This window comes from Sphingomonas sp. ABOLG, from assembly GCF_003950435.1.
In the GTDB taxonomy this organism is placed as follows: Bacteria; Pseudomonadota; Alphaproteobacteria; order Sphingomonadales; family Sphingomonadaceae; genus Sphingomonas; species Sphingomonas panaciterrae.
Genome location: NZ_QQWW01000023.1, coordinates 1 through 19,117, shown reverse-complemented (window position 1 = coordinate 19,117; position 19,117 = coordinate 1). Strand labels below are relative to the sequence as shown.

At 65.3% G+C, this 19,117-nt stretch carries 24 protein-coding genes; 13 read left to right on the top strand and 11 right to left on the bottom strand.

What is annotated here, in order from left to right:
- The first annotated feature begins 73 nt into the window (after positions 1 to 73).
- Positions 74 to 409, top strand: a complete 336-nt coding sequence (locus CA236_RS18870; RefSeq protein WP_164518983.1) for a response regulator — start codon at positions 74 to 76, stop codon at positions 407 to 409.
- A gap of 207 nt (positions 410 to 616) precedes the next feature.
- Here the strand turns inward: CA236_RS18870 and CA236_RS17385 are convergent, their stop codons facing one another.
- Entirely contained in the window at positions 617 to 1,393 is a 777-nt protein-coding gene (locus CA236_RS17385; RefSeq protein WP_241212735.1) for a GGDEF domain-containing protein, read from the bottom strand.
- 333 nt (positions 1,394 to 1,726) lie between these two features.
- Here CA236_RS17385 and CA236_RS18865 point away from each other — a divergent pair, with 333 nt between their 5' ends.
- On the top strand, positions 1,727 to 1,864 hold the full coding sequence (locus CA236_RS18865; protein ID WP_156477841.1) for a hypothetical protein: 138 nt from the start codon (positions 1,727 to 1,729) through the stop codon (positions 1,862 to 1,864).
- Positions 1,865 to 1,890: 26 nt separating this feature from the next.
- Here CA236_RS18865 and CA236_RS17380 read toward each other — a convergent pair whose 3' ends face one another.
- Genes CA236_RS17380 through traA form a run of 3 tightly spaced genes read right to left on the bottom strand, consistent with a single transcriptional unit; the run spans position 1,891 to position 5,846 of the window.
- Positions 1,891 to 2,160 carry a DUF1971 domain-containing protein gene (locus CA236_RS17380; protein ID WP_061781012.1) on the bottom strand — a complete coding sequence of 90 codons (270 nt, stop codon included), beginning with the start codon at positions 2,158 to 2,160 and terminating at the stop codon, positions 1,891 to 1,893.
- 5 nt (positions 2,161 to 2,165) lie between these two features.
- Positions 2,166 to 2,897, bottom strand: coding sequence for a DUF6118 family protein (locus CA236_RS17375; RefSeq protein ID WP_061781013.1), 732 nt, complete (start codon positions 2,895 to 2,897; stop codon positions 2,166 to 2,168).
- Between the two features lie 9 nt (positions 2,898 to 2,906).
- Positions 2,907 to 5,846, bottom strand: a complete 2,940-nt coding sequence (gene traA / locus CA236_RS17370; protein WP_125946570.1) for a Ti-type conjugative transfer relaxase TraA — start codon at positions 5,844 to 5,846, stop codon at positions 2,907 to 2,909.
- A 169-nt stretch (positions 5,847 to 6,015) separates the two neighbouring features.
- On the opposite strand from traA, the gene CA236_RS17365 reads away from it, so the two are divergent.
- From CA236_RS17365 to CA236_RS17345, 5 genes are read left to right on the top strand one after another with little or no spacing between them, the layout of a single operon-like run.
- On the top strand, positions 6,016 to 6,342 hold the full coding sequence (locus CA236_RS17365; protein WP_125946569.1) for a conjugal transfer protein TraD: 327 nt from the start codon (positions 6,016 to 6,018) through the stop codon (positions 6,340 to 6,342).
- A 16-nt stretch (positions 6,343 to 6,358) separates the two neighbouring features.
- Positions 6,359 to 6,583, top strand: coding sequence for a conjugal transfer protein TraD (locus tag CA236_RS17360; RefSeq protein ID WP_125946580.1), 225 nt, complete (start codon positions 6,359 to 6,361; stop codon positions 6,581 to 6,583).
- Positions 6,580 to 7,308: an SIMPL domain-containing protein gene (locus tag CA236_RS17355; protein WP_241212734.1), complete on the top strand. Its 729-nt coding sequence runs from the start codon at positions 6,580 to 6,582 to the stop codon at positions 7,306 to 7,308. Before CA236_RS17360 ends, CA236_RS17355 begins: the two co-directional genes overlap by 4 nt.
- 36 nt (positions 7,309 to 7,344) lie before the next feature.
- Positions 7,345 to 7,632, top strand: coding sequence for a hypothetical protein (locus tag CA236_RS17350; RefSeq protein ID WP_125946568.1), 288 nt, complete (start codon positions 7,345 to 7,347; stop codon positions 7,630 to 7,632).
- Positions 7,632 to 9,200, top strand: a complete 1,569-nt coding sequence (locus tag CA236_RS17345; RefSeq protein WP_125946567.1) for a type IV secretory system conjugative DNA transfer family protein — start codon at positions 7,632 to 7,634, stop codon at positions 9,198 to 9,200. The genes CA236_RS17350 and CA236_RS17345 overlap by 1 nt, the downstream gene beginning before the upstream one ends.
- A 423-nt stretch (positions 9,201 to 9,623) precedes the next feature.
- Here CA236_RS17345 and CA236_RS17340 read toward each other — a convergent pair whose 3' ends face one another.
- The 4 genes from CA236_RS17340 to CA236_RS17330 form a co-directional block, all read right to left on the bottom strand.
- A complete protein-coding gene (locus tag CA236_RS17340; protein WP_048575164.1) occupies positions 9,624 to 10,577 on the bottom strand; it encodes a replication initiator protein A in 954 nt (317 codons plus the stop codon).
- A gap of 43 nt (positions 10,578 to 10,620) precedes the next feature.
- Positions 10,621 to 10,908, bottom strand: a complete 288-nt coding sequence (locus tag CA236_RS18860; RefSeq protein ID WP_048575163.1) for a ribbon-helix-helix domain-containing protein — start codon at positions 10,906 to 10,908, stop codon at positions 10,621 to 10,623.
- Between the two features lies 1 nt (position 10,909).
- Positions 10,910 to 11,557: an AAA family ATPase gene (locus tag CA236_RS17335; protein WP_125946566.1), complete on the bottom strand. Its 648-nt coding sequence runs from the start codon at positions 11,555 to 11,557 to the stop codon at positions 10,910 to 10,912.
- A 107-nt stretch (positions 11,558 to 11,664) separates the two neighbouring features.
- Positions 11,665 to 12,294, bottom strand: coding sequence for a transcription elongation protein SprT (locus CA236_RS17330; RefSeq protein ID WP_048575161.1), 630 nt, complete (start codon positions 12,292 to 12,294; stop codon positions 11,665 to 11,667).
- A gap of 397 nt (positions 12,295 to 12,691) precedes the next feature.
- Here CA236_RS17330 and CA236_RS17325 point away from each other — a divergent pair, with 397 nt between their 5' ends.
- From CA236_RS17325 to CA236_RS17310, 4 genes are all read left to right on the top strand, one after another.
- On the top strand, positions 12,692 to 13,267 hold the full coding sequence (locus CA236_RS17325; protein ID WP_048575160.1) for a GIY-YIG nuclease family protein: 576 nt from the start codon (positions 12,692 to 12,694) through the stop codon (positions 13,265 to 13,267).
- A 73-nt stretch (positions 13,268 to 13,340) separates the two neighbouring features.
- Complete coding sequence (locus tag CA236_RS17320) at positions 13,341 to 13,556, top strand: hypothetical protein (protein WP_048575159.1); 216 nt, start codon at positions 13,341 to 13,343, stop codon at positions 13,554 to 13,556.
- Positions 13,549 to 14,697, top strand: coding sequence for a DNA cytosine methyltransferase (locus CA236_RS17315; protein ID WP_048575158.1), 1,149 nt, complete (start codon positions 13,549 to 13,551; stop codon positions 14,695 to 14,697). Before CA236_RS17320 ends, CA236_RS17315 begins: the two co-directional genes overlap by 8 nt.
- On the top strand, positions 14,694 to 15,551 hold the full coding sequence (locus CA236_RS17310) for a hypothetical protein (RefSeq protein WP_048575157.1): 858 nt from the start codon (positions 14,694 to 14,696) through the stop codon (positions 15,549 to 15,551). The genes CA236_RS17315 and CA236_RS17310 overlap by 4 nt, the downstream gene beginning before the upstream one ends.
- Here CA236_RS17310 and vsr read toward each other — a convergent pair.
- The 3 genes from vsr to CA236_RS17295 form a co-directional block, all read right to left on the bottom strand.
- Complete coding sequence (gene vsr / locus CA236_RS17305; protein WP_082165959.1) at positions 15,548 to 15,958, bottom strand: DNA mismatch endonuclease Vsr; 411 nt, start codon at positions 15,956 to 15,958, stop codon at positions 15,548 to 15,550. The genes CA236_RS17310 and vsr overlap by 4 nt on opposite strands.
- Entirely contained in the window at positions 15,951 to 16,526 is a 576-nt protein-coding gene (locus CA236_RS17300; protein ID WP_048575155.1) for a recombinase family protein, read from the bottom strand. Before CA236_RS17300 ends, vsr begins: the two co-directional genes overlap by 8 nt.
- A gap of 111 nt (positions 16,527 to 16,637) precedes the next feature.
- Positions 16,638 to 17,210, bottom strand: a complete 573-nt coding sequence (locus tag CA236_RS17295; protein WP_125946565.1) for a recombinase family protein — start codon at positions 17,208 to 17,210, stop codon at positions 16,638 to 16,640.
- A 191-nt stretch (positions 17,211 to 17,401) separates the two neighbouring features.
- Here CA236_RS17295 and CA236_RS17290 point away from each other — a divergent pair, with 191 nt between their 5' ends.
- Both CA236_RS17290 and CA236_RS17285 read left to right on the top strand, forming a co-directional pair.
- Complete coding sequence (locus CA236_RS17290) at positions 17,402 to 18,802, top strand: Mu transposase C-terminal domain-containing protein (protein ID WP_004212864.1); 1,401 nt, start codon at positions 17,402 to 17,404, stop codon at positions 18,800 to 18,802.
- Positions 18,729 to 19,052 (top strand): hypothetical protein, encoded by a 324-nt coding sequence (locus CA236_RS17285; RefSeq protein WP_241212738.1) that lies wholly within the window; start codon positions 18,729 to 18,731, stop codon positions 19,050 to 19,052. Before CA236_RS17290 ends, CA236_RS17285 begins: the two co-directional genes overlap by 74 nt.
- The last annotated feature ends 65 nt before the right edge of the window (positions 19,053 to 19,117 follow it).

Sequence of the window (19,117 nt, the reverse complement as noted above, 5' to 3'; positions counted from 1 at the left end):
CGCTGATCGGTGGAACGGCTGCGTAAATGCTTGGTGCGGCATGACTACACAAGGTGGGATCAGCGGCCTTCGCGTGCTGGTTGTCGAAGATGATTATTGGGTCGCGGCCACGCTGGTCGAGATAATAACCGAAGCAGGCGCGGAAGTTGTCGGCCCTGTCGATTGTGTGCGGGACGCCCTGACGGCGCTGGACTCGTCGCCTCATGTCGCCAGCCTCGATGTGCAACTTGGCTCCGAAACCTCGTTCCCGATCGCGGACGAACTGGACCGTCGCGGCGTGCCCTTCATCTTCGCCACGGGTGCGGCCAGCATGATCCCGGCTGCCCACGCCTCACGCCCGACCTGCCACAAGCCCGCTTCGCGCGAGCTGCTGATCGGGGCGCTTTCTGGCGCGCTCAACCCTGCCTAACAGGGCTGCTTCACTGACGCGATGCAAGAGGCTCAAAAGGAAACGCCCCCTCGTCGTCCAGCAGCTCGCCGGGTTGCATCGGGCCGGCTCCGGTCGCGGCGTCGATCGCGGCTTGCAAATGGACGGCGGTGGCCGTCGCGCCTCGGCCGCTCCGATCCAGTTGGGCCAATGCCATCCTCATAAGCGAGAGGGCTGTGTCGTCGTTCGTCATAGACATGCCTCGATGGGAACCCGGAGCCTTGACGGAACAAGGGTGTCCCGGTCTCGATCGGTCATTGCGCGGCCGATCTCCACGGCGTTCTTCCCGGCGCGCTTGACCGCGTACATGAGCTGATCGACCGCGTGCATCAACGAGGGTTCGTCACGCGGGGTATCAGGGTGAATCAGCAGCGCGCCCATGCTGCACGTCACCGGATGAGACGTGTCGGCCAGAACCGATGACAGGCGCTTGTGGAGCGAGCGGGCGAAATACACCCCTTCCTCGGCCGAATGGACGGGAAGCAAAAAGGCGAACTCGTCGCCGCCGATCCGGCCGAAATCGTCCTCGCGCCGGATGGTCTTCCGTGCGCCCTGCGCGAAGGCGCGCAGCACCTCGTCGCCGGCAACATGGCCGTGGCGGTTATTGATGCCCTTGAAATCGTCGAGATCGAGGATCGCGAGCAGGAAGGTTTGCCGGGCAGGCACCGCTAGATCGAGACGATGGATCACGCGCTCGCGGAACGTCTCCTTGTTGAGCGCATCGGTCATGCGGTCACGCACCGCCAGGTGGTGCTCCCGATCAAAGGACCGGCGGAAGCTGAGAACAATGGCGGCGACGATAACATAGGTGACGGCGCGCACGGCCATCCTTGCCCCGAGCAGGGCGGGGGAGAGCCCTGGAAGTTCGGCGAGATGCGGCACGACCGCGAGAACGGCCGCGACGATCGCCACCAGATAGCCAGCACGGCTTCCCAGCGCCCAGCAGGCGGCGCAGACGATCGGCATATAGAGCGGCGCGAGACCAATCCGGGGAAAATGCGCGTTCGCCAGCGCCAGCGCCGTGACGCTGAGGAGAATCGCGAACCAGGCGCGCTCACGCGGCAGGGAATGAAGGCGATCGGCGAGGCGGCCGACAGGCAGATGACTATTCACGCATGTCCTACTCGGTCAAAAGGTTCTCCAAGCTCATTCCCGTCCCAAGTGTTCCCGTGCAGCCGGCGGCACGCCCCATTCCGGGGACGTGCCGGCCACTGAACCGGTTGTGGTTTAGCTGAGGTCCTTTCCTTCCCATCCAAGCGGGGCAACGCTGCGCTGTTGCTGCAAGATGAGGAGGACGAGATGGCTAAGAAGATCACCAACCCGGCTTTGTCGGCGATGCGTGAGGCGGCGGAGGTTGAACCGGCGCGCGCTCGGGTTCGATGCCGGAGCGCTCGCCACACAGCCACCAAGTGCGAGGATGGCAAGAAGCGGGAATGACAAGGCTGTTTTGGGCATGGCTCTCCCTAGAGGCTTGGCCGCTGATCGTAGAAATCGACCTGCATCCGCATGGCTCCGAGCGGTTCGACGAAATGCGGCTGTTCCGGAAGCACCAGCCCTGGCCGATCGGGTGTAAGGATCACCTCAGAGGCCGGATCGAGACAGGTAAGCTTCAATCTCCCTTCGATGACCCGGATCACGCCCCACACACCGGCCTTGGTGCGATGCTCGGAGCGCAGGGCAGCGGGCAATGTCACCTCATCGAATATGGGCGTCGAGCGGTAGGGAAGCACCATTATTTCTATGCTCCTACTTGGATCGTGCATCGCACCGGCTGATCCGCCTTCCTTGCGGTCTGCCGGCATCCTTCGATCTTTTCTCGATTGTCGCGCAGCAACCTGTCGGCCGCGACAATCGCCTCCCAGCTCGGCCGCGATGCGCTCGCCATAAGATGCTGCCCGGCATCCCACGGTGTCGCCTCGGCAAGAACCCGCGTCGCCATGCGTTCGGGCCATTGCCAGCTCGCCGGCGCGATCTCGCGCGCGACCATACCGGGCAGGAAGGACCAGAGGAGGATGCCGATAAGCAACCCGCCCAGCCCGAACCATAGTTGACGGTTCTTTTGATCCCGCGCCGTCAGCGCCGATTGAACGACGGTGCGCAGCTCGCGCCCCTGCTGTTTCATCTCGTTGGTGGCGGTGGCGAGGGCGGCATGATCGGCGCTGCGAAGGTCGGCCGCCGCTCGATTGATCTGCGTCGAAACCTGCGCAGGCGTCATCGCCAGCGCCGGCGACTTCACGATGGCCGTCGTAACCTGGTCCAGGCGTCCGTTGATGCCGTCCAGCCCTTGGACGACATGCCCCAGCGTCTCGGAATAATCCGGCACGTCGATGCTGGTGCGCTCGGCCGCCAGTCCCTCGATGGCGCGGCGCATCAACGCTAGTTCGCCGCGCTGCTGCTCGACCGCAACGCGCACCTGCTCGAACGCCTCCGTTGCCGCGTCGCCGCCTTCCTCCCATTCCTCGTCCGCCATTGTCTCTCCTTATCGGCTCAATCCTCGGTCGCGGCCAATTTCCAGCGAACGGGTCAATTCCTGGCTGATCGGACGATCCCGACGCATCTCCAGCCCCAGCTCGGGCGCGCGCCGCCGCAGCACGGATTCGAGCTGCGGATCGCGATGCAGCCCTCCCGCCAAGCCATCCATCTTCTTGGCCGTGCGCTCCGCGCCGGCACGATCGCCGCTGCGCGCGAGCTCGGCCCGCTCGCGCGCCATGCCTTGCCAGCGCTCCACGAAGCGGTCGGCGCGCAGTTCGGGATTGGAACGGACCTGGGCTTCCTCGGCCATTGCCCGCGCCGCCCCGCCGGCTTTGCCTTCGGCCGCGTCGCGCACCAGTGCGGGGTTGCGCTCGAACGCGGACGACAAATCCCGGGCCGCCTGGGGGCGCACCCGATCGAGCGCGTCCCCAGCCTTCGCCAGCGCCTCTTTCTGGTGCGGGAGCACAGGCAAGCCCTTCTCGCGCATCCGGTCCATATCGGCCTGAGCGCGCGCATAGCGTTCGATCGCCTTGGCCTGATTGGGCGCGGGCGATCCCCGCTCGGAGCCGGTGTTAATCGGACCCCCTTTGCCGTCGCGCGCCGGCTCGGGCGACGTTGGTTTCGGGCGGAAGCCGGCGAACATGCCCTTGGTCTTCGCCTGTACTTTGGCGACCATCTCCCGCGCGAGTTCCGGGAACCGGATCTCGCGCCGCTCGGCGAACGCACGCACCCGGTCATGCTCGGCCGTAGCGCCCTCACGCCCATAGTCGCCGGCCATGTCCTTGGCGCGGTCACGCGACAGGACACGGGCGAGCTGACGCTGATCGGCAAAATCATCACGCCCATAGTGGAGCTGCGCCCCGTCACGGTGCCGCGACATGCCGACATAGGCGCTGTGGCGGTCCATCCCCGGCGTCGCCAGCACATGCGCCTGATCCACCGTCACGCCCTGTGACTTATGGATGGTCGCGGCATAGCCATGATCGACATGGGCATAGTCCTTGAGGTCGAACGCGACCCGGCTGCCCCCGTCGAGCCGCACCGCCATGCGGCCTTCGCTGACTTGCTCCAGCGTGCCCAGCGTGCCGTTCTTCACGCCAAGCGAACGCTCGTTGCGCAGGAACATGATCCGATCGCCGGATGCGAAGTCGCGCCGGCCGCGATCGACCGTGACGCCCACGTCCGGGCCCAGCCCGCCCGACGCGCGCACTCGCTCGCGCGCTTCCTGGTTCAGCTCCCGCACCTCGGCATTGGTGTGGGTGAGGATGATGCGGGTCTTGTCCGGCTCGGCCTGGCGTTGCCGGTCCCAACCGTCCACCAGCTCGCCCCGCGCCGCCTCGCGCGTGTCGGCCGCCTGCACCATGCCCCGGCTCTCATAGGCGTGCAGCGCCTCGCCGGTGCGGCCCGTGGCGAGCGAGCGCGTCGCCTCCTTCTGCCAGTCGTCCCGCTGCCGGCGAACCTCGGTGATCTCGGCCGCGCCGTGGCGCTCGCTGATCGACCGGAACGCCGCTCCGGCTTCGATCGCTTGCAACTGTTCGGGATCGCCCACCAGCACCACCTTCGCGCCGGCGTCGCGGGCATGGGACAGCACCCGCTCCATCTGGCGGGTGCCGATCATACCTGCCTCGTCCACCACCAGCACGTCGTTGCGGGACAGCTGGTCGCGGCCCTGCGCCCACGCATGTTCAAGGCTGGCGATGGTGCGGGACTGGATGCCCGATCCGCCCTCAAGGTTCTCGGCCGCGATCCCGGACAAGGCCGCGCCGCGCACCTGATAGCCCTCGCGCTCCCACGCCTCGCGCGCGACGCCCAGCATCGCCGACTTGCCGGTGCCGGCATAGCCGATGACCGACGCCACCCCCCGGCCCTCGGTGATATGGTCGAAGGCGTCGCGCTGCTCGCCCGACAGCACCAGGCCGCGCCCTTCCGCCGCCTCCAACGCGCCCGCGCGATGACGATCAGAGACATCATGCCCGCTACTGCGCGCAAGCTCGTCGCCTGCGCGCTCAAGCCGCGCCTCGGTCGCGATCATCTCGCGGGAGGTGAACCGCTCCTGGTCGCGTCCGTCTTTGCCCAGCGCCACAAGCTCGGGGCTGGCGCGCACCGCCGCCATCACCCGGTCGAACTGCTCCTTGCCGTCCGAATGGCGATGGACGAACATCGCCAGGTCGCGGGTGGTGAAGGTCGATTGCTGCCGCGTTATCCCGTCCAGCGCGATGCGCGGATCACCGATGATCTTGGTGCCATTCTCCCGCGCGATACGCCGGTGGTCATCAGCCCGCTCGGCATCCTCGCCGCGATCGAGGCGGCGCATTCCCGCCGGACCGATCTTGTGCTGCGGCTCCAGCGCAATGCCCTGGTCGGCATAGGAGCGATGATCGATCCGGCCCTCCAGCCCAAGCTTGGCCATGCGCTCGTTCACATGGGCGGCCCATGCCTCGCGCCACTCCTGCAAAAGCTCGGTGCCGTTCCAGTCCCGGACCTTCTTGCCGAACCCCTCCGGTCCTACCTCGCGCATCGACAGCATGACATGCGCGTGCGGCTTGGGACTACCGTCGTCCGCCTTGTCCCAATGCACGTTGAGGTCTGCGACCATTCCCCGATCGACAAACTGCTTCTGTACGAAGTCGCGGGCGAGGCTCACGCCCTGCTGCTGATCCATCTCGCGCGGGATCGAGAACTCCACCTCGCGGGCAAGCTGCGCGTCCTTGCGCTTCTCGCCTGCCTCCACCTCGTTCCAGAGCGCGGTGCGGTCGTTTAAACGCTCTGGCGCGCCGTCCGGTAACATCACCTCGGAGTGGATGACGCCGGCCTTATTCGAGAAGTCGTGATGGCGGTTCAGCTTCTCGTCGAACAGCCGCGATGCGGAACGATAGGCAGCGGACGCGACGGCGCTGGAACCCTTCGCGCGGCTGATGACCTTGGCGCTGAAATGGTAGATCGCCATCGCACTTCTCAATCTGCCTTACTTAGCGCACGTCGGCAACGACGTATAAGCGCGCACTCATCATCCGCTCCGCTCCTGCTGATTGACTGTGGTGCGTTCCCGTTATGGGTTGCCTGCTCGTTCCTGTTTGCTAGGCTGCGGTGAACCTGACGCGAACGGAGAGAGCACCATGCGCAAGGTGCGCGACTATGACGCGGAGCTGAAGGCGCTGGAGAGCCGCGCCAAGGCGATCAAGGCGCGCCGCATCGAACAGCTCGGCCAGCTTGTCACCGCCACCGGCGCAGACGCGCTCGACATGGAAACGCTCGCCGGCGCGCTGCTCGATGCCGTCACCTCGCAGAACGCGGAAGTGAAGGAGGCGTGGCGCGTGAAAGGCTCCGCTTTCTTTCAACGGCGCGGGCGCAAAGGTGGCCGGACTGCTGTCGGCAACGGCGATAGCGGGAACGCGCAACCGGGCGATGATCCAGCGTCTGGAAGCGGCACGGCGTCGGACTGATACGCGGGGCTGGGTCTTGGCTCGGCGCGAACGCACCCGCCACCTGATCGAGCTGGGCGGCCTCGTCCAGAAAGCCGGCTTGGTCGAACTCGCCGACGACGATCGCGCCACGATCTACGGCGCGTTGCTGGAACTGGTCGGCCGCGCTCGCGGCGGCGAGGCCGGCGACACGCTCGCGCTCTGGAAGCGGCGCGGCAAACGCGCGTTCGATGCGGAAAGCAATGTGGAGGAGCTGTCTTGAGGAAGATTCTATGGACCTTGCCGCTCTGCGTCATCATCGCCGGTTGCGATCGAGGCCCTGCCGATCCGCAAGGCCTCGAAACCGGTGAGACTTTGTTGACGGTAACAGGCACCGGACGCACCGAAGCCGCGCCCGACCAGGCGCTGTTCACCGCCGGCCTGTCGAGCGTGGCGGCTGATGCGAAAAGCGCCAGCGCGAAGAATGCGGAAGCCATGAGCCGGATCACGGCCGCCCTTGCCCGGCTGAACGTGCCCGCGCGCGATATCCAGACCCGCAGCCTGTCGGTCAATCGCGTGGATTATGGCCCCAACAAGGGCCGCTTCGAGGCGAGCAATACCCTCAACGTGCGGATGCGTGACACGGCGCGGGTCGGTGAGGCGATCGCCGCCGTCACCGATGCCGGCGCGAACATCGTGTCTGGCCCTGACCTCTCCGTTACCGATCCCGAGAAGGCGAACCTGAGCGGCTATGATGCCGCCTACAAGTCCGCCCGCGCCAAGGCCGAGGCTTATGCCAAGGCCGCCGGCCTGCGCATCGCCCGCGTGCTCGCGATCCACGATGGCGGCCAGGGCGGCTATATGCCGCAGATGGGGGCAATGGATGCGCGCATGGTCGCGCCGCCGCCGGTGTCTGTGCAGGCGGAACAGGCGTCGGCTCCTGTAATGGCGGGGACCAATGCCGGAATGGTGACGGTGCGCGTGAACTTCGCGCTGGCCCCCAAATGAACACCTAGCCACCATACCGCGAGAAAGGATGAAGCCGTGACGCCCCTCCTCGACCTCGATGCGATCCGCCGGGAGGTTCGCGCGCTGGAGTTCGAGCGCGGCACGCCGGCTGATGTAGCGGAATGGCGCGAAGCCGATGCTGAGTCCCGCGCCAATCTCGCCATCGAAGGCATGGCGCTGGAAACTGACGAGCACATGCTGTTCGACATGCTGCGCGATGAGGCCGTGCCCCCTCCCCTCGCCACGCAAATCATCCTCAAGCTGCTCAATCATCCCGACGCTGATCCCGCGCTGGCGATCACGCCGCTGGAACAGGCCGGCTGATGCCGGGGCCGCTCATCGGCGGGCGTCGGCCGATCAGCTGGCGGCTTGCGATCGTCGTTGCGTTCGTCGCGGCCTATGCGACCGCGCGATGGCTGGAAGGCATGTTCGGCGTCGGGCAGATTTCCGGCACGGTGTCGTTCCTGGTCCTGGTCGGCCTGATCGGCGCGACCTGGTGGATCAACAGCCGCGCCGGCAAGCATAGGAGCGAGCTGCTGGGCTCGGCCCGCTTCGGCGACCGTGCTGACGTGCGCAAGCTGGAAGCGAGTGGGGATCTCCTGATCGGCCGCGCCAAGGAATCCGGCAAGCTGCTGCGTTATGACGGCGCAGCGCACCTGCTGACGATCGCACCCACCCGCTCGGGCAAGGGCGTCGGGACGATCATCCCTAACCTGCTGCTGCTCGACCGCTCCGTGGTCTGCATCGACCCCAAGGGCGAGAATGCCCGCGTCACGGCCCGTGCGCGGGCCAGCAAGGGCGCTGTGTGGTGCCTGGACCCCTTCGGCGTCTCAGGGTGTCCTGCGGCTCGCTACAACCCTCTGGCGCAGCTCGACCCGGCAAGCCCGGACCTCGCGGAAGATGCGCAGACGATCGCCGACGCGCTGGTCCACGATGCGCCGGGGCAATCGGGCGAGGCGCACTGGAACGAGGAAGCCAAGGCGCTGATCGCCGGCGTGATCCTGCACACCGTCGTCCATGAGCCCGTGTCCCAGGCCACGCTCGCCACCGTGCGCGACAAGCTCACCCGCGACCCCGCCGCCTTCGCCGCGCTGCTGACGGACATGCAAGCCAGCACCGGCGCGCATGGCCTGATCGCGCGCGCCGGCAACCGCCAGCTCGGCAAGTCCGATCGCGAGGCCGCCGGGGTGCTGTCATCCGCGCAGCGCCACACCCACTTTCTCGACAGCCCGCGCCTGGTCGAAAGCACGTCAGCCTCCGATTTCCGGTTCGCGGACCTCAAGGAGCGGCCTGGCACCGTGTTCCTGTGCCTGCCGCCCGACCGGCTCGATACCTATGCCCGCTGGCTGCGGCTGCTGGTGGCGCAGGCCGTCACCGACATGGCCCGCTCCCCTGCCCGGCCGGAACGTCCGGTGCTGTTCCTGCTCGATGAGTTCGCCGCCCTCGGCCGTCTCGAACCGGTTGAGCGCGCGATGGGGCTGATGGCAGGCTACGGCCTCCAGCTCTGGCCGATCCTCCAGGACATGCACCAGCTTCGCGCGCTCTATGGCGAGCGCGCCGGCACCTTCCTGTCCAATGCCGGCGTCATCCAGACGTTCGGGGTCAACGACCATGCGACGGCCGACATGCTCTCGCGTACGATTGGAGACACGACACTGGAATATGCGACCCTCAGCACGTCGCGGGGCACGGGCTGGGGCGACAATCGCGCCGGTCCCTCAGAAAGTGTCAGCACCCATGTCACAGCGCGACGGCTCGTCACGCCCGACGAAATCATGCGGATGCCGGCTGACACGCTCCTGCTGCTGCGCCAGGGCGAACGCCCGCTCTGGGCCGGCAAGGTCCGCTACTATGACCAGCGCGAGTTCGCCGGCCTGTTCGACCTGGCGTGATCCCACACACCGGTCCTGGAAGATCGATCAGTGAGCTTTGGGGTAGCGCCTTATTGCCCTCTCCGCCGGCGGAACGCTGAAGGCGCACACCGCCGGTTCCGCTTGTCCTTCTGTGGTCACGCTTCTGGGCGCGTCCTGACGTTAAGAGATTCTGTTAAATAGGAATTGTTAAACAAGTTAAGCCTGTGGAAAAGCAGAAATATTGCTTTTTTTCCAGTCACTTGTCGTGATGGCCGGTGGGCGAAACCACGTGATTCGGTGTGTGATCCCACGATAGTGGGGTGTGTGATCCCACGAAGGAAAGGTGTGTGATCCCACGATAGTAAGAGGCTTCAGATTGCCATTCTCGGGGTAGCTATTTGCCCCACGCCCCCCGTCATGCTGCCCACCCTCTCGGAGCTGCGGTGTGTGAAACCACGATAGTCAGGGGCGGCGTGCGAGCTGATCCATGAGGTCATCAACCTCAGCGGTTCTCCGCCGATCGGCATCCAAGCGAGCACGCCGTTCCTGCTCGGCCTGGAGTTGTTCGGATAGCGCCAAAGCCTCCGCCTCTCCTCTCAACCGGAACAATACGGCCGGGCTGCCATCCGTAGTCGTCGCCATTTCTAGGACATAATCAGGAAGCTGGTTTGCCTCGATGATCTTGCGCAGCATCCGGTTGAACTCTTTGGGCTTGCTGTCGCTGCCGGTCTTGTCGCGCAACACCTCGACCCGGCAGGTCCACCCGCCTCGCTGGTTGCCGGCGTGCTTGCGGGCGATGCGGTAGAGTGCTCGCTCCAGTCCTCCGGAAAGCAGGAAGTAATCGGGATGCATGGTGAGCAGCGACCGCTCCGCCATGATGCCTTCATAGACCCAATCGGACAGAGTGATGGTCATGCCCCGGGGCTGGTCAGTGTCGGGGTCCACCTCCAAGGTCCATTTATCCAGCCAGTTGAAGCCTGCCTTGCTGCGCCGCTTGGGTGCGCGGATGGACGTAGAGATAGAAGTGGTTTGTAGCCGCTGGAGAGCCGCTTGGAGCTCCTGGTAGGCCCTCCCGCTGGTATCGCGTTTGATCGCCCGCAAAAGGTCATAGGATGTGGTGGTGAGCGTCCTCGGAAGGTCGTTGATCCCCTGCTCACGCATCCGGTTCAGCGTCGAGGTAGCCCAGATGATGATATCGGCATCCCAGATCGTCGCCATGCCATAAGCCGGGATCGCTTCGATCTTCACCCAGGTCGCCCCATCGGGGCTGGTATATTCGATCGGCTTAACCCGCTTGCGCTTCTGCAACGAGAAGAATGGTCGCTCCATCGTCTCCCGCTGATCCTTGAGCGGAAGGTCGCCCATGATCGGCAGGAAGAGATCGAACTCCGGATTAGGGTCCCGTCGCTTTTTCACAGTTCAACCTTGCGCGCCTGCAAGTGTGCAGAATTGCACACCATCACCGGCCAAATTGCTGGTTAGCATCATACTTGGCCACCAGCTCGGCGATGGCTTCGGCCAGCAAGTCCTGATGGCTGCGCCGCGTCCGCGCTGCCAGCACTCGGAAGGCCTCCGCAGTCGGGTCTGCCGGATCAAAATAGGCTCCGAGATGATACTTGCCAGTGCGCCGTCCGCCGGATCGTGCCGCCGGCTGCTCCGGCACGGGGGAAGGCCGCGCCTCCGTCGCAGCGTCTTGCGTTGGCTTCTCCGGAATCGCCGGCGCGAGAAGAGATGAACGACGTGCCATATCAAACCTTCAAACTTGCAGGTGTGCAGTCCTGCAAGACTTCAAACAGGAACTCGCGCAGTGATGCAATCTCCTGAGCGGCTTTTCCGGCCGGCTCATGCTCGATGACACCAAGGCCGTAAGGCCATGCTGCACGATAGACGCTGCGCTCGCGCAGCACCGCGCGTGCGACTTTCAGCCCCGAGGCCTCAACCAAGGTCCGGGCATCTTCCAACAGCGCCGTGGCTGTCGGGGGAGCAGCATTGAACACGACATAGCCACTCTTGCCGGTGCTGCTGATGAGCTGGGCGGTGCGTTTGATCGCGTCCAAATCGATGAGGGAAGGGCGGCATGGAATCAGAACAAGGTCGGCGCGTTGCGCGGCGGCAACGGCTTCAGCGCCAGCGGCAGGCGGTGTGTCGATGATGGTTAGCGCAAAGCCATTCGCCTCGGCGGCATCGATCGCCTGACCCAGCCGCCGAGCGCTGATCGGCTCGACATGCGGCAGGTCGGCCTCACGGCGCTCACTCCATGCTGTGGCGCTCTCCTGCGGGTCGAGGTCGAACAGCGCGGTCTTGATGCCGATGGATTGGGCCGCCACCGCCAAATTGACGGCCAACGTGGTTTTTCCAACCCCGCCTTTTTGAGCTGCTAATGTAATTGTCTGCACGTGTGCACACCTTCAATCTTGTTAGTGTGGTGTTATTCAAATTTGAAGAATGGCACAACCCATTGGAGTCCCGCCACCCACCGGCAGTCTGACTTTTGGGACCTAGGTTAGCCCGCTGCCTCATCGTCGCTGTCGAGCGCATCGTGGCGCATGGGTCCGTGGCCATTGATCGGGCACAAGGGCGCACCCGCTGTCTCCAGCCATTTACGCGCGGTTCGCGCCGTGTAGCCGCACGTCGCGCACTCGCATTTCAGCATCCGCGCCGCTTGCTTCTTGGGCCGGGTGGTCTCCCCGTCAGTGTCGAGCCGAGCATGGGGCAGGGGGCCTGCCGCAGCGAGAATCGGCGCAATGGCGCCAAGGAAAGCATCGCCGGGGGTGGTGGCGCGCATTGGCCCAACCAGCCCGAGCCCGACTGCGATCCGTTTAAACGCTCTCCCGTGCCCGGCCCCGATCCCGACCGCCGCGTGAACCAGCTCGTGCGCGAGGATCGCTGCGATCTGCGCTGGCATCGCATCGGGGGCGTGGGCGAGGTCAGGCCGGATGAATATCTCAAAATGCCCATCGCCGCTGCGCCGATTGTCCCAGCACTCTCCGATCGCCTTGCCTTTGGCGCCCCTGCTGGTGAAGCCGATCGCCACCCGCACGCGGGAGGGAAGGGGGGCGTCCAGCGCCTCGAACAGCGGCGCCATGCCGGCCGCCACCCGGTTCAGCCAGCTTTCGCGATTGTCCTGTTCCATGTCCTGCTCCTTCAAATCGCCCACGGGGCGATGGCCTCGGCCATCGGCCCTGCCTCGTGGCGAACAGCGGGGGGTGAGGGGGCAGCGGGAATCTGCCGGGGTGGTGCGGGCGCAGGCGTAGCCGAGCCACGGCCCGGCTGATTGCCGTTGCTGGGAGAGGGGGGCGGCGCCTCACTTTCCCTCCGATAAATGCAACACCGCCGGCACCGCCGGCGCCGCTCTGGACGGGCGCGACCGTCCCACGCGCGAGCGATCGTCACCCGCATGGGACGAGACGCCGATCGGCGGCTCGGTCGGAGCGAAGCGGAGATAGAGCGCGGTCCATAAGGACGCGCCGACTTGGCGCCTGCAACTTACCAAGGCTATCGTGCCGCCAGATATTCAGGCGGAGTAAGCGGTGGCGATCGATTTTACATTTAGGAAGAAGGCGGTCCGCACCCTTACCAACCAGATTGGCGTCTATGTCCTTTGCGATCTGGACCAAGTTCCGATCTACGTAGGCCAATCCAAGGATGGTATTCGCAGCCGCGTTGCGCGGCATCTGACTTCCGCCCGCTCCGACATTATTGCCAATCGTCAGATCGACGTTTGGGAGATCGCTTGGGTGCTCGCCTACCCAGTGGATACGAAGGAAGAAATTACGCCGTTGGAAGGCGTGCTGTTCCACCACTTCAATCCAAAGTCTCAGCTGATGAACGGGTCTATCCCGGCGGCCCCTCCGGAGGGAGCGCCAGTGCCGGAGCCGACCCAAGTGGTTCAGGTCATGTCGGATGAGGAGATCGCCGACAAGATCGATCCGGTGCAGCGACTTCCGCGCCAGGCAGGCCACTACACGCAGATCGTCGGCCATTTCCTGGCGGTGAAAAACTCTCCGCAAGTAGCTCGGGCTATGGACGCCCACTTCAAACGACTGGCGAGCTACCATGCCGAGCTGCTGGGCCTGACGGGCGAGTCTGATCCGGGAGAAGAGTAGGGGGCTTGCTCATTTTTTGGAACAGATGCAGAACATACTAGACAGAAGGTGATTGTGGCGCCACAGTGGCGCCATGACTACGAACTCCAAGCCCGCCACGGTGCGCGACCTTGATCGCATAAACCTGCGTCTCTCCGCCGAGACGTTCGCGCTGATCGACGCTGCGCGCGCTGGCCGTCCCGGCAATGTCTCGCGCAACACCTGGATCACGGAAGCTATCGCGGAGAAGCTGGCGCGCGAGACGGGCGCCAACGACCGCCGTGAGGAAAGCCGGGTCGCCAATGGCTAAGTTCTATGAGTTCTTCGCCGGAGGCGGCATGGCCCGCGCCGGGTTGGGAGCGGGTTGGACCTGCCTGTTCGCCAACGACTTCGATCATAAGAAGGGGCTCACCTACCAAGCTAACTGGGGGACGGGAGGCGAGTTGAAGGTTGGCGACGTGAAGCAAATCACCGCGGCGGATTTGCCCGGCGTCGCTGATCTCGTCTGGGGGTCATTCCCCTGCCAGGACCTGTCGCTCGCAGGCGGCGGCGCCGGCTTGCGCGGCGAGCGGTCTGGAACCTTCTATCCATTCTGGGACGTGATTAAGGGGCTGATCGCGGATGATCGCGCGCCCAAGGTGATCGCGCTCGAGAATGTGTGCGGGACGCTGACCTCGCATGGCGGCAAGGATTTCGAGGCGATCTGCCAAACCTTCGTGGATGCCGGGTATCGCTGCGGCGCCCTCGTCATCAATGCGGCCCTGTTCCTTCCGCAATCCCGTCCTCGGCTGTTCGTGGTCGGCGTTCATGGGGACGTGCAGGTTGATCCGGCATTGCTTGCGCCTGGTCCCATCGAGCCCTTCCATACTCGCGGGCTGCAAAGCGCCGTCGAACGGCTGCCGGCCGCGTTGCGCGAAGCAATGCTGTGGTGGAACATGCCGACGCCGAACCGCCGCAATACGACGTTCGCCGACATGATCGAGGAGAGCCCGTCGAGCGTGCCCTGGCACACGCCGGCGGAAACCCAGCAACTCCTTGGCATGATGTCGCCACTCAACCTCGCCAAGGTGAACGCGGCCAAGCGGGCCGGACATCGCGTGGTGGGCGGCGTCTACAAGCGCACCCGGCTCAACGAAAAGGGCGTGAAGGTGCAGCGCGCGGAAGTGCGTTTCGATGATATTTCGGGCTGCCTGCGAACGCCCGCAGGCGGGTCCAGTCGGCAGGTCATCGTCGTCATCGATGGCGCCAAGGTCCGATCGCGGCTGATCTCCGCGCGCGAGACGGCGCGCCTGATGGGCCTGGACGACGACTACAAGCTACCCCGCAACTACAATGAAGCTTACCACCTCACGGGAGACGGAGTGGCGGTCCCGGTGGTTCGGCACTTGGCCCATCATATCCTGGAGCCCTTGCTCGGAATGGCGGAGGCGGCCGAACGGGCGGCTGCATGAGCGTCATCCCCTGCGAGCAGAACAGCGATCTGCGCGCGCAAATCGAGCGGTTCGCGGAGGTCTTGAAGACCGAGGCGCACCGGCTCGGCGATCATGGCCTGGATGAACGCGACTTCTACAATTCGGGCCTCTTCCGGGGCGCGGTCGAGCGGGTGAGGGGGCAGTTCTCCGCGACGATGCGCGCCAAGCGCGAGTTCGTTCAGCACGTCCTGAACCACATGGAGGATGAAGGCTTCATTGCAGGATGGGACCTGACGGAGGATTCCAGTCGCAACGACTATGCCGTCCGGCTCCCAAGCGGACGCAGGGCCGTCATTGACCTGAAAGGCTGCCTGGACGGCAACAACACCAACATATTCGAGCGCCCGGCCGATGCCGATGAGTTCGTGATCTGGAGCATCTGCACCAATCTTGGCGCCGATCCACGGCGCAATGCCTGGTCGGGGATCCACACTCGCCTCAGCGCCGAGGTCATCTCACGCAATCAGCGGGTGGATGGTCTGATCGTCTGGGATATGGTGTGCGGCACGATCGGGCGCCCATGCCCCAAGGTGGCCGGCGAGGACGGATCGAGGCTCACCGACATTGGCCCTTTTCGGGTTCCACCCGCCTGCATTTATCTGTTTCCCAGCACCGTGCCGTCCCTCGCCAGCCCCTCCGTCTCAGCCCAGCCAATCGCTGCTGTTGAGCTGCTTTCGGCCTTCCACCGCTGCTTCAAAGGATACGACGCCGAACTGAATCACGTCGATTTCGAAGTGATGCAAGCCGGGGCTGACCTGATGCGGCGCACCACGGTCCGGCGCGCCGGCGCCGTCCAGAAGGTATCGGACATGGCGGCTATCCGCCGGGTCTAATCACCAAGAAAACCGGTCAGGCGGCGGGATAGCTCGTCGGCATTCCGCATCTCGCATTCCCATATCACCAAGGCTCGCCAGCCTTGGCTTTCAAGGCGCTGCCGCGCTTCCCGGTCCCGTTCGACATTCCTCGCCAGCTTGGAATGCCAATAGCTGGCGTTGCTCGCCGGCCGCCGCGCGCCGCGCGGGCAATCGTGCTGATGCCAGAAACATCCATGCACGAAGATCACCGCTCGCCGGGCCGGAAACACGAGGTCCGGGCTGCCGGGCAGGTCGCGTCGGTGCAGGCGAAAGCGATAACCGAGCCGATGCGCCAATCGACGCACCACCATTTCCGGACGGGTATCCTTTCCCCGCACTTGGCGCATGCGCTCCGATCGAGCCGCTGGGGTCAGCGTATCAGTCAACTGCTTGGCGAGCGCGGTGCTCGCGCAATACACGCTGCACGGTGGAGCGGGATACGCGGAAGAGGCTGGCGAGCTGGGCAGGGGAGCCCTGGCCGGATTCCGCCTTGGCGATGATCTCGGCGCGCTGCTGGCCGGTAAGGCTCGGCCGGCGTCCAAGATGCCGGCCGGCTTTGCGCGCGTGCGCCAGTCCGTTCATGGTTCGCTCGCGGATCATGGCGCGCTCGAACTCGGCGAACGCGCCAAGCATCTGCGTCATCAGCCGGCCGGGAGCGGTCGTCGTGTCGATCGCCTCAGTCAGCGACCGGAAGCCGGCGCCGGCTGTCGTGATGGCCTCTAAGGTGAACAGGAGGTCACGAAGCGAGCGGGAGAGACGGTCGAGCTTCCACACCACCAGCACGTCGCCAGGATTCAATGCGCCGATCGCGCGCGCCAGCTCGCGCCGATCGGCTTGGCCGCCCGACGCTTCCTCCTGGTAGATCGTCGCGCAGCCCGCATCGGTCAGCGCGCGAAGCTGCGGGTCGAGGTCCTGGTGATCGCCACGCGACACGCGGGCATAGCCGATTTCCATGCTCCCGTTCTGACACAGGGTTCTGACACCTGCAAACCGTTGGAAATGCTGGGTGTAAACGCTCGCGCTAAGTGGCGGCATTCTGATCGCGCTATTTGTCGGCGAGCGTCGCTACGCGGCTACCGGCTTGGTCTCGGCCGATCGCACATAGGCGTAGAGTGTTGGCTTGGAGATGCCGAGCATCGAGCAAATCTTGGCGATCGGCATCGTGTTCTCGTGGTAGAGCCTGAAGGCCAGGTCGCGCTTGTCCTTGCCGAGTGCGGCCGGCCGGCCACCCTTCTTGCCGCGAGCGCGGGCTGCGGTGAGACCGGCCTGGGTCCGCTCGCGGATCAGGTTGCGCTCGAACTCCGCCAATGCCCCGAACAGGTGGAAGGTAAGCTTGCCCGACGTGGTGGTCGTGTCGATCGCCTCGTGCAGGCTCAGCAGCCCGACCTTTTCCTCGTCGAGGTAGGTCATCCATCCGATCAGATCACGGAGCGAGCGGCCGAGCCTGTCGAGGCGCCAGACCACCAGTGTGTCGCCGGCGCGAAGCAGCTCCTTCACCTTTTCCAATCCAGGGCGAGCGGCAGTCGCCCCGGAGGCCTTGTCGGTGATGACCTTCTCGCAGCCGGCAGCCTTCAGCGCATCACGCTGGAGGTCCAGGTTCTGCTCGGCGGTCGATACGCGGGCGTAACCGATTTTCATGCGTAGGGCCGGTGGCGCCCCGATCGGGCGCGGTTTGGGAAGAAAGTCGTCATCGGCAGGTCTATGTTGCCCTAGTTTTCTTTACCGGGTAGATTTACGTCGAACAGGCCGGTTTGGCAACGCGAGCGGACTCGCATGGCGATGGGCAGGCAAATCTCCGTTTTCCTTACCTGCGACACGGACCGTCGGCGGTGACGCATCCGGCGCTTGTCCCGCCGCTGGCGATCGAGCGCTACCGCGTCCTTGAACCGCACCTCGCCGATGGCATCCCGCTCGCGGACCTCGCCCGCACCGGCACGCTGAGCGAGCGGACGTTGCAGCGCTGGCTCGGGCGCTACCGTGCCGAAGGACTTGCCGGTCTCGCGCGTCTGCCGCGCAACGATCGGGGCAGGCTGCACCTGCCGGAACATCTGGTCGAACTGACCCGCACTCTCGCCACCAAGCGCCCGCGACCCCCGGTCGCCGCCATTCACCGAAAGGTGCAGGAACTCGCCATCGCGCATGGACACCGAACCCCCAGCTATGCGGCCGTCGCGCGTGTCGTCAGGGCGATACCGGCAAGCCAGATCGCCGCAGCCTCCGATCCGGCCGTCTACCGCGACCAGCACGAGCTAGTGCATCGGCGCGAAGCCGCGACCTCGAACGAGATGTGGCAGGCCGATCATACCGTTCTCGACATTCTCGTGCTCGATGATGCCGGAACCCCGGTGCGTCCTTGGCTGACCGTCATCGTTGACGATCACAGCCGAGCCATCGCCGGTTACTTCCTCAGCCTCGATGCCCCCAGTGCCCTCAACACGGCGCTCGCCTTGCGGCAGGCGATCTGGCGCAAGCCCAATCCCGAATGGATCGTCAGCGGCATTCCCGAACAGCTTTACGTCGACAACGGCTCGGATTTCATCTCCGAGCATATCGAGCAGGCGTGCATCGCCCTCAAAATCCGCCTCATCCATTCGCTGCCGGGGCGTCCTCGCGGGCGCGGCAAGATCGAGCGGCTGTTCCGCACCATCAACGACATGTTCCTGCCCGACCTGCCCGGCCACCTGATCGCGGGCAAGCCGCTGTCGGCGCCAGTGCTCACGCTCGACGAGCTGCGCGCCCGCTTCGAGGCGTTCGTGTGCGGCGTCTATCATCGTCGCCCGCATGGCAGCACCGGCGAACCGCCGATCACGCGCTGGCAGAAGGGCGGGTTCCTGCCCGCAATGCCCGACAGCCTTGAACAGCTCGACATGCTGCTCGTGCACGTGCCCAAGCCCCGTAAAGTGCTGCGCGACGGCATCCGTCTGATGGGCAGGCGCTATGTCGAACCCACGCTCGCGGCCTTCGTCGGCGAGCAGGTCGAGGCGGTCTATGACCCCCGCGACCTGACCGAGATCCACGTCTACCACCAGGGCCGGTTCGTCTGCCGTGCGCTCAGCTCCGAGCACGCTGGGCACCCGTCGTTGCGCGCGATCCAGCGCGCCCGGCGCGGCGCGAAGGAGCGCGACAAGCAGGTGCCTGCCCCCACGGAGACCTTCGATGGCGACCAAGAGGATACGGCTTCCCGGCCCACCACCTACCGAGGGCTCCGGCTCTACGCCGCTGACGATTGAGTTCCTGGTCGAGCAGCCGTTCCTGGCGACCCGCGAACATGCCCGGTTCGTCGAGTTTGCCGAAGCCTGCGCGCACTACCGCTATATCGGCGTGTGTCATGGCCGGCCGGGCGTCGGAAAGACGCGATCGGCGCGCGAGTTTTCCAGCTTCCCCGACCTGGGGGAATATGCCGCGCTCCGTCCCATTGGAGGGCATAGCGTGGATGGTACGCTAAACAACGCTAAGGGCGAACAATCAGCGAACGCTTAGGCGGCGCGGCTATCCGGCGGCAGATTGAGGGCCTTGCGGCCAGCGGAAGCGGCTGCTCGATCCCA

What these genes read in the sequence shown, in the direction of transcription:
- CA236_RS17385 (WP_241212735.1), bottom strand. Translation starts at nt 1,393, where the DNA reads ATGCCGATCGTCTGCGCCGCCTGCTGGGCGCTGGGAAGCCGTGCTGGC.
- CA236_RS18865 (WP_156477841.1), top strand. Translation starts at nt 1,727, where the DNA reads ATGGCTAAGAAGATCACCAACCCGGCTTTGTCGGCGATGCGTGAGGCG.
- CA236_RS17380 (WP_061781012.1), bottom strand. Translation starts at nt 2,160, where the DNA reads ATGGTGCTTCCCTACCGCTCGACGCCCATATTCGATGAGGTGACATTG.
- CA236_RS17375 (WP_061781013.1), bottom strand. Translation starts at nt 2,897, where the DNA reads ATGGCGGACGAGGAATGGGAGGAAGGCGGCGACGCGGCAACGGAGGCG.
- traA (WP_125946570.1), bottom strand. Translation starts at nt 5,846, where the DNA reads ATGGCGATCTACCATTTCAGCGCCAAGGTCATCAGCCGCGCGAAGGGT.
- CA236_RS17365 (WP_125946569.1), top strand. Translation starts at nt 6,016, where the DNA reads ATGCGCAAGGTGCGCGACTATGACGCGGAGCTGAAGGCGCTGGAGAGC.
- CA236_RS17345 (WP_125946567.1), top strand. Translation starts at nt 7,632, where the DNA reads ATGCCGGGGCCGCTCATCGGCGGGCGTCGGCCGATCAGCTGGCGGCTT.
- CA236_RS18860 (WP_048575163.1), bottom strand. Translation starts at nt 10,908, where the DNA reads ATGGCACGTCGTTCATCTCTTCTCGCGCCGGCGATTCCGGAGAAGCCA.
- CA236_RS17330 (WP_048575161.1), bottom strand. Translation starts at nt 12,294, where the DNA reads ATGGAACAGGACAATCGCGAAAGCTGGCTGAACCGGGTGGCGGCCGGC.
- CA236_RS17320 (WP_048575159.1), top strand. Translation starts at nt 13,341, where the DNA reads ATGACTACGAACTCCAAGCCCGCCACGGTGCGCGACCTTGATCGCATA.
- CA236_RS17315 (WP_048575158.1), top strand. Translation starts at nt 13,549, where the DNA reads ATGGCTAAGTTCTATGAGTTCTTCGCCGGAGGCGGCATGGCCCGCGCC.
- CA236_RS17310 (WP_048575157.1), top strand. Translation starts at nt 14,694, where the DNA reads ATGAGCGTCATCCCCTGCGAGCAGAACAGCGATCTGCGCGCGCAAATC.
- CA236_RS17300 (WP_048575155.1), bottom strand. Translation starts at nt 16,526, where the DNA reads ATGGAAATCGGCTATGCCCGCGTGTCGCGTGGCGATCACCAGGACCTC.
- CA236_RS17295 (WP_125946565.1), bottom strand. Translation starts at nt 17,210, where the DNA reads ATGAAAATCGGTTACGCCCGCGTATCGACCGCCGAGCAGAACCTGGAC.
- CA236_RS17285 (WP_241212738.1), top strand. Translation starts at nt 18,729, where the DNA reads ATGGCGACCAAGAGGATACGGCTTCCCGGCCCACCACCTACCGAGGGC.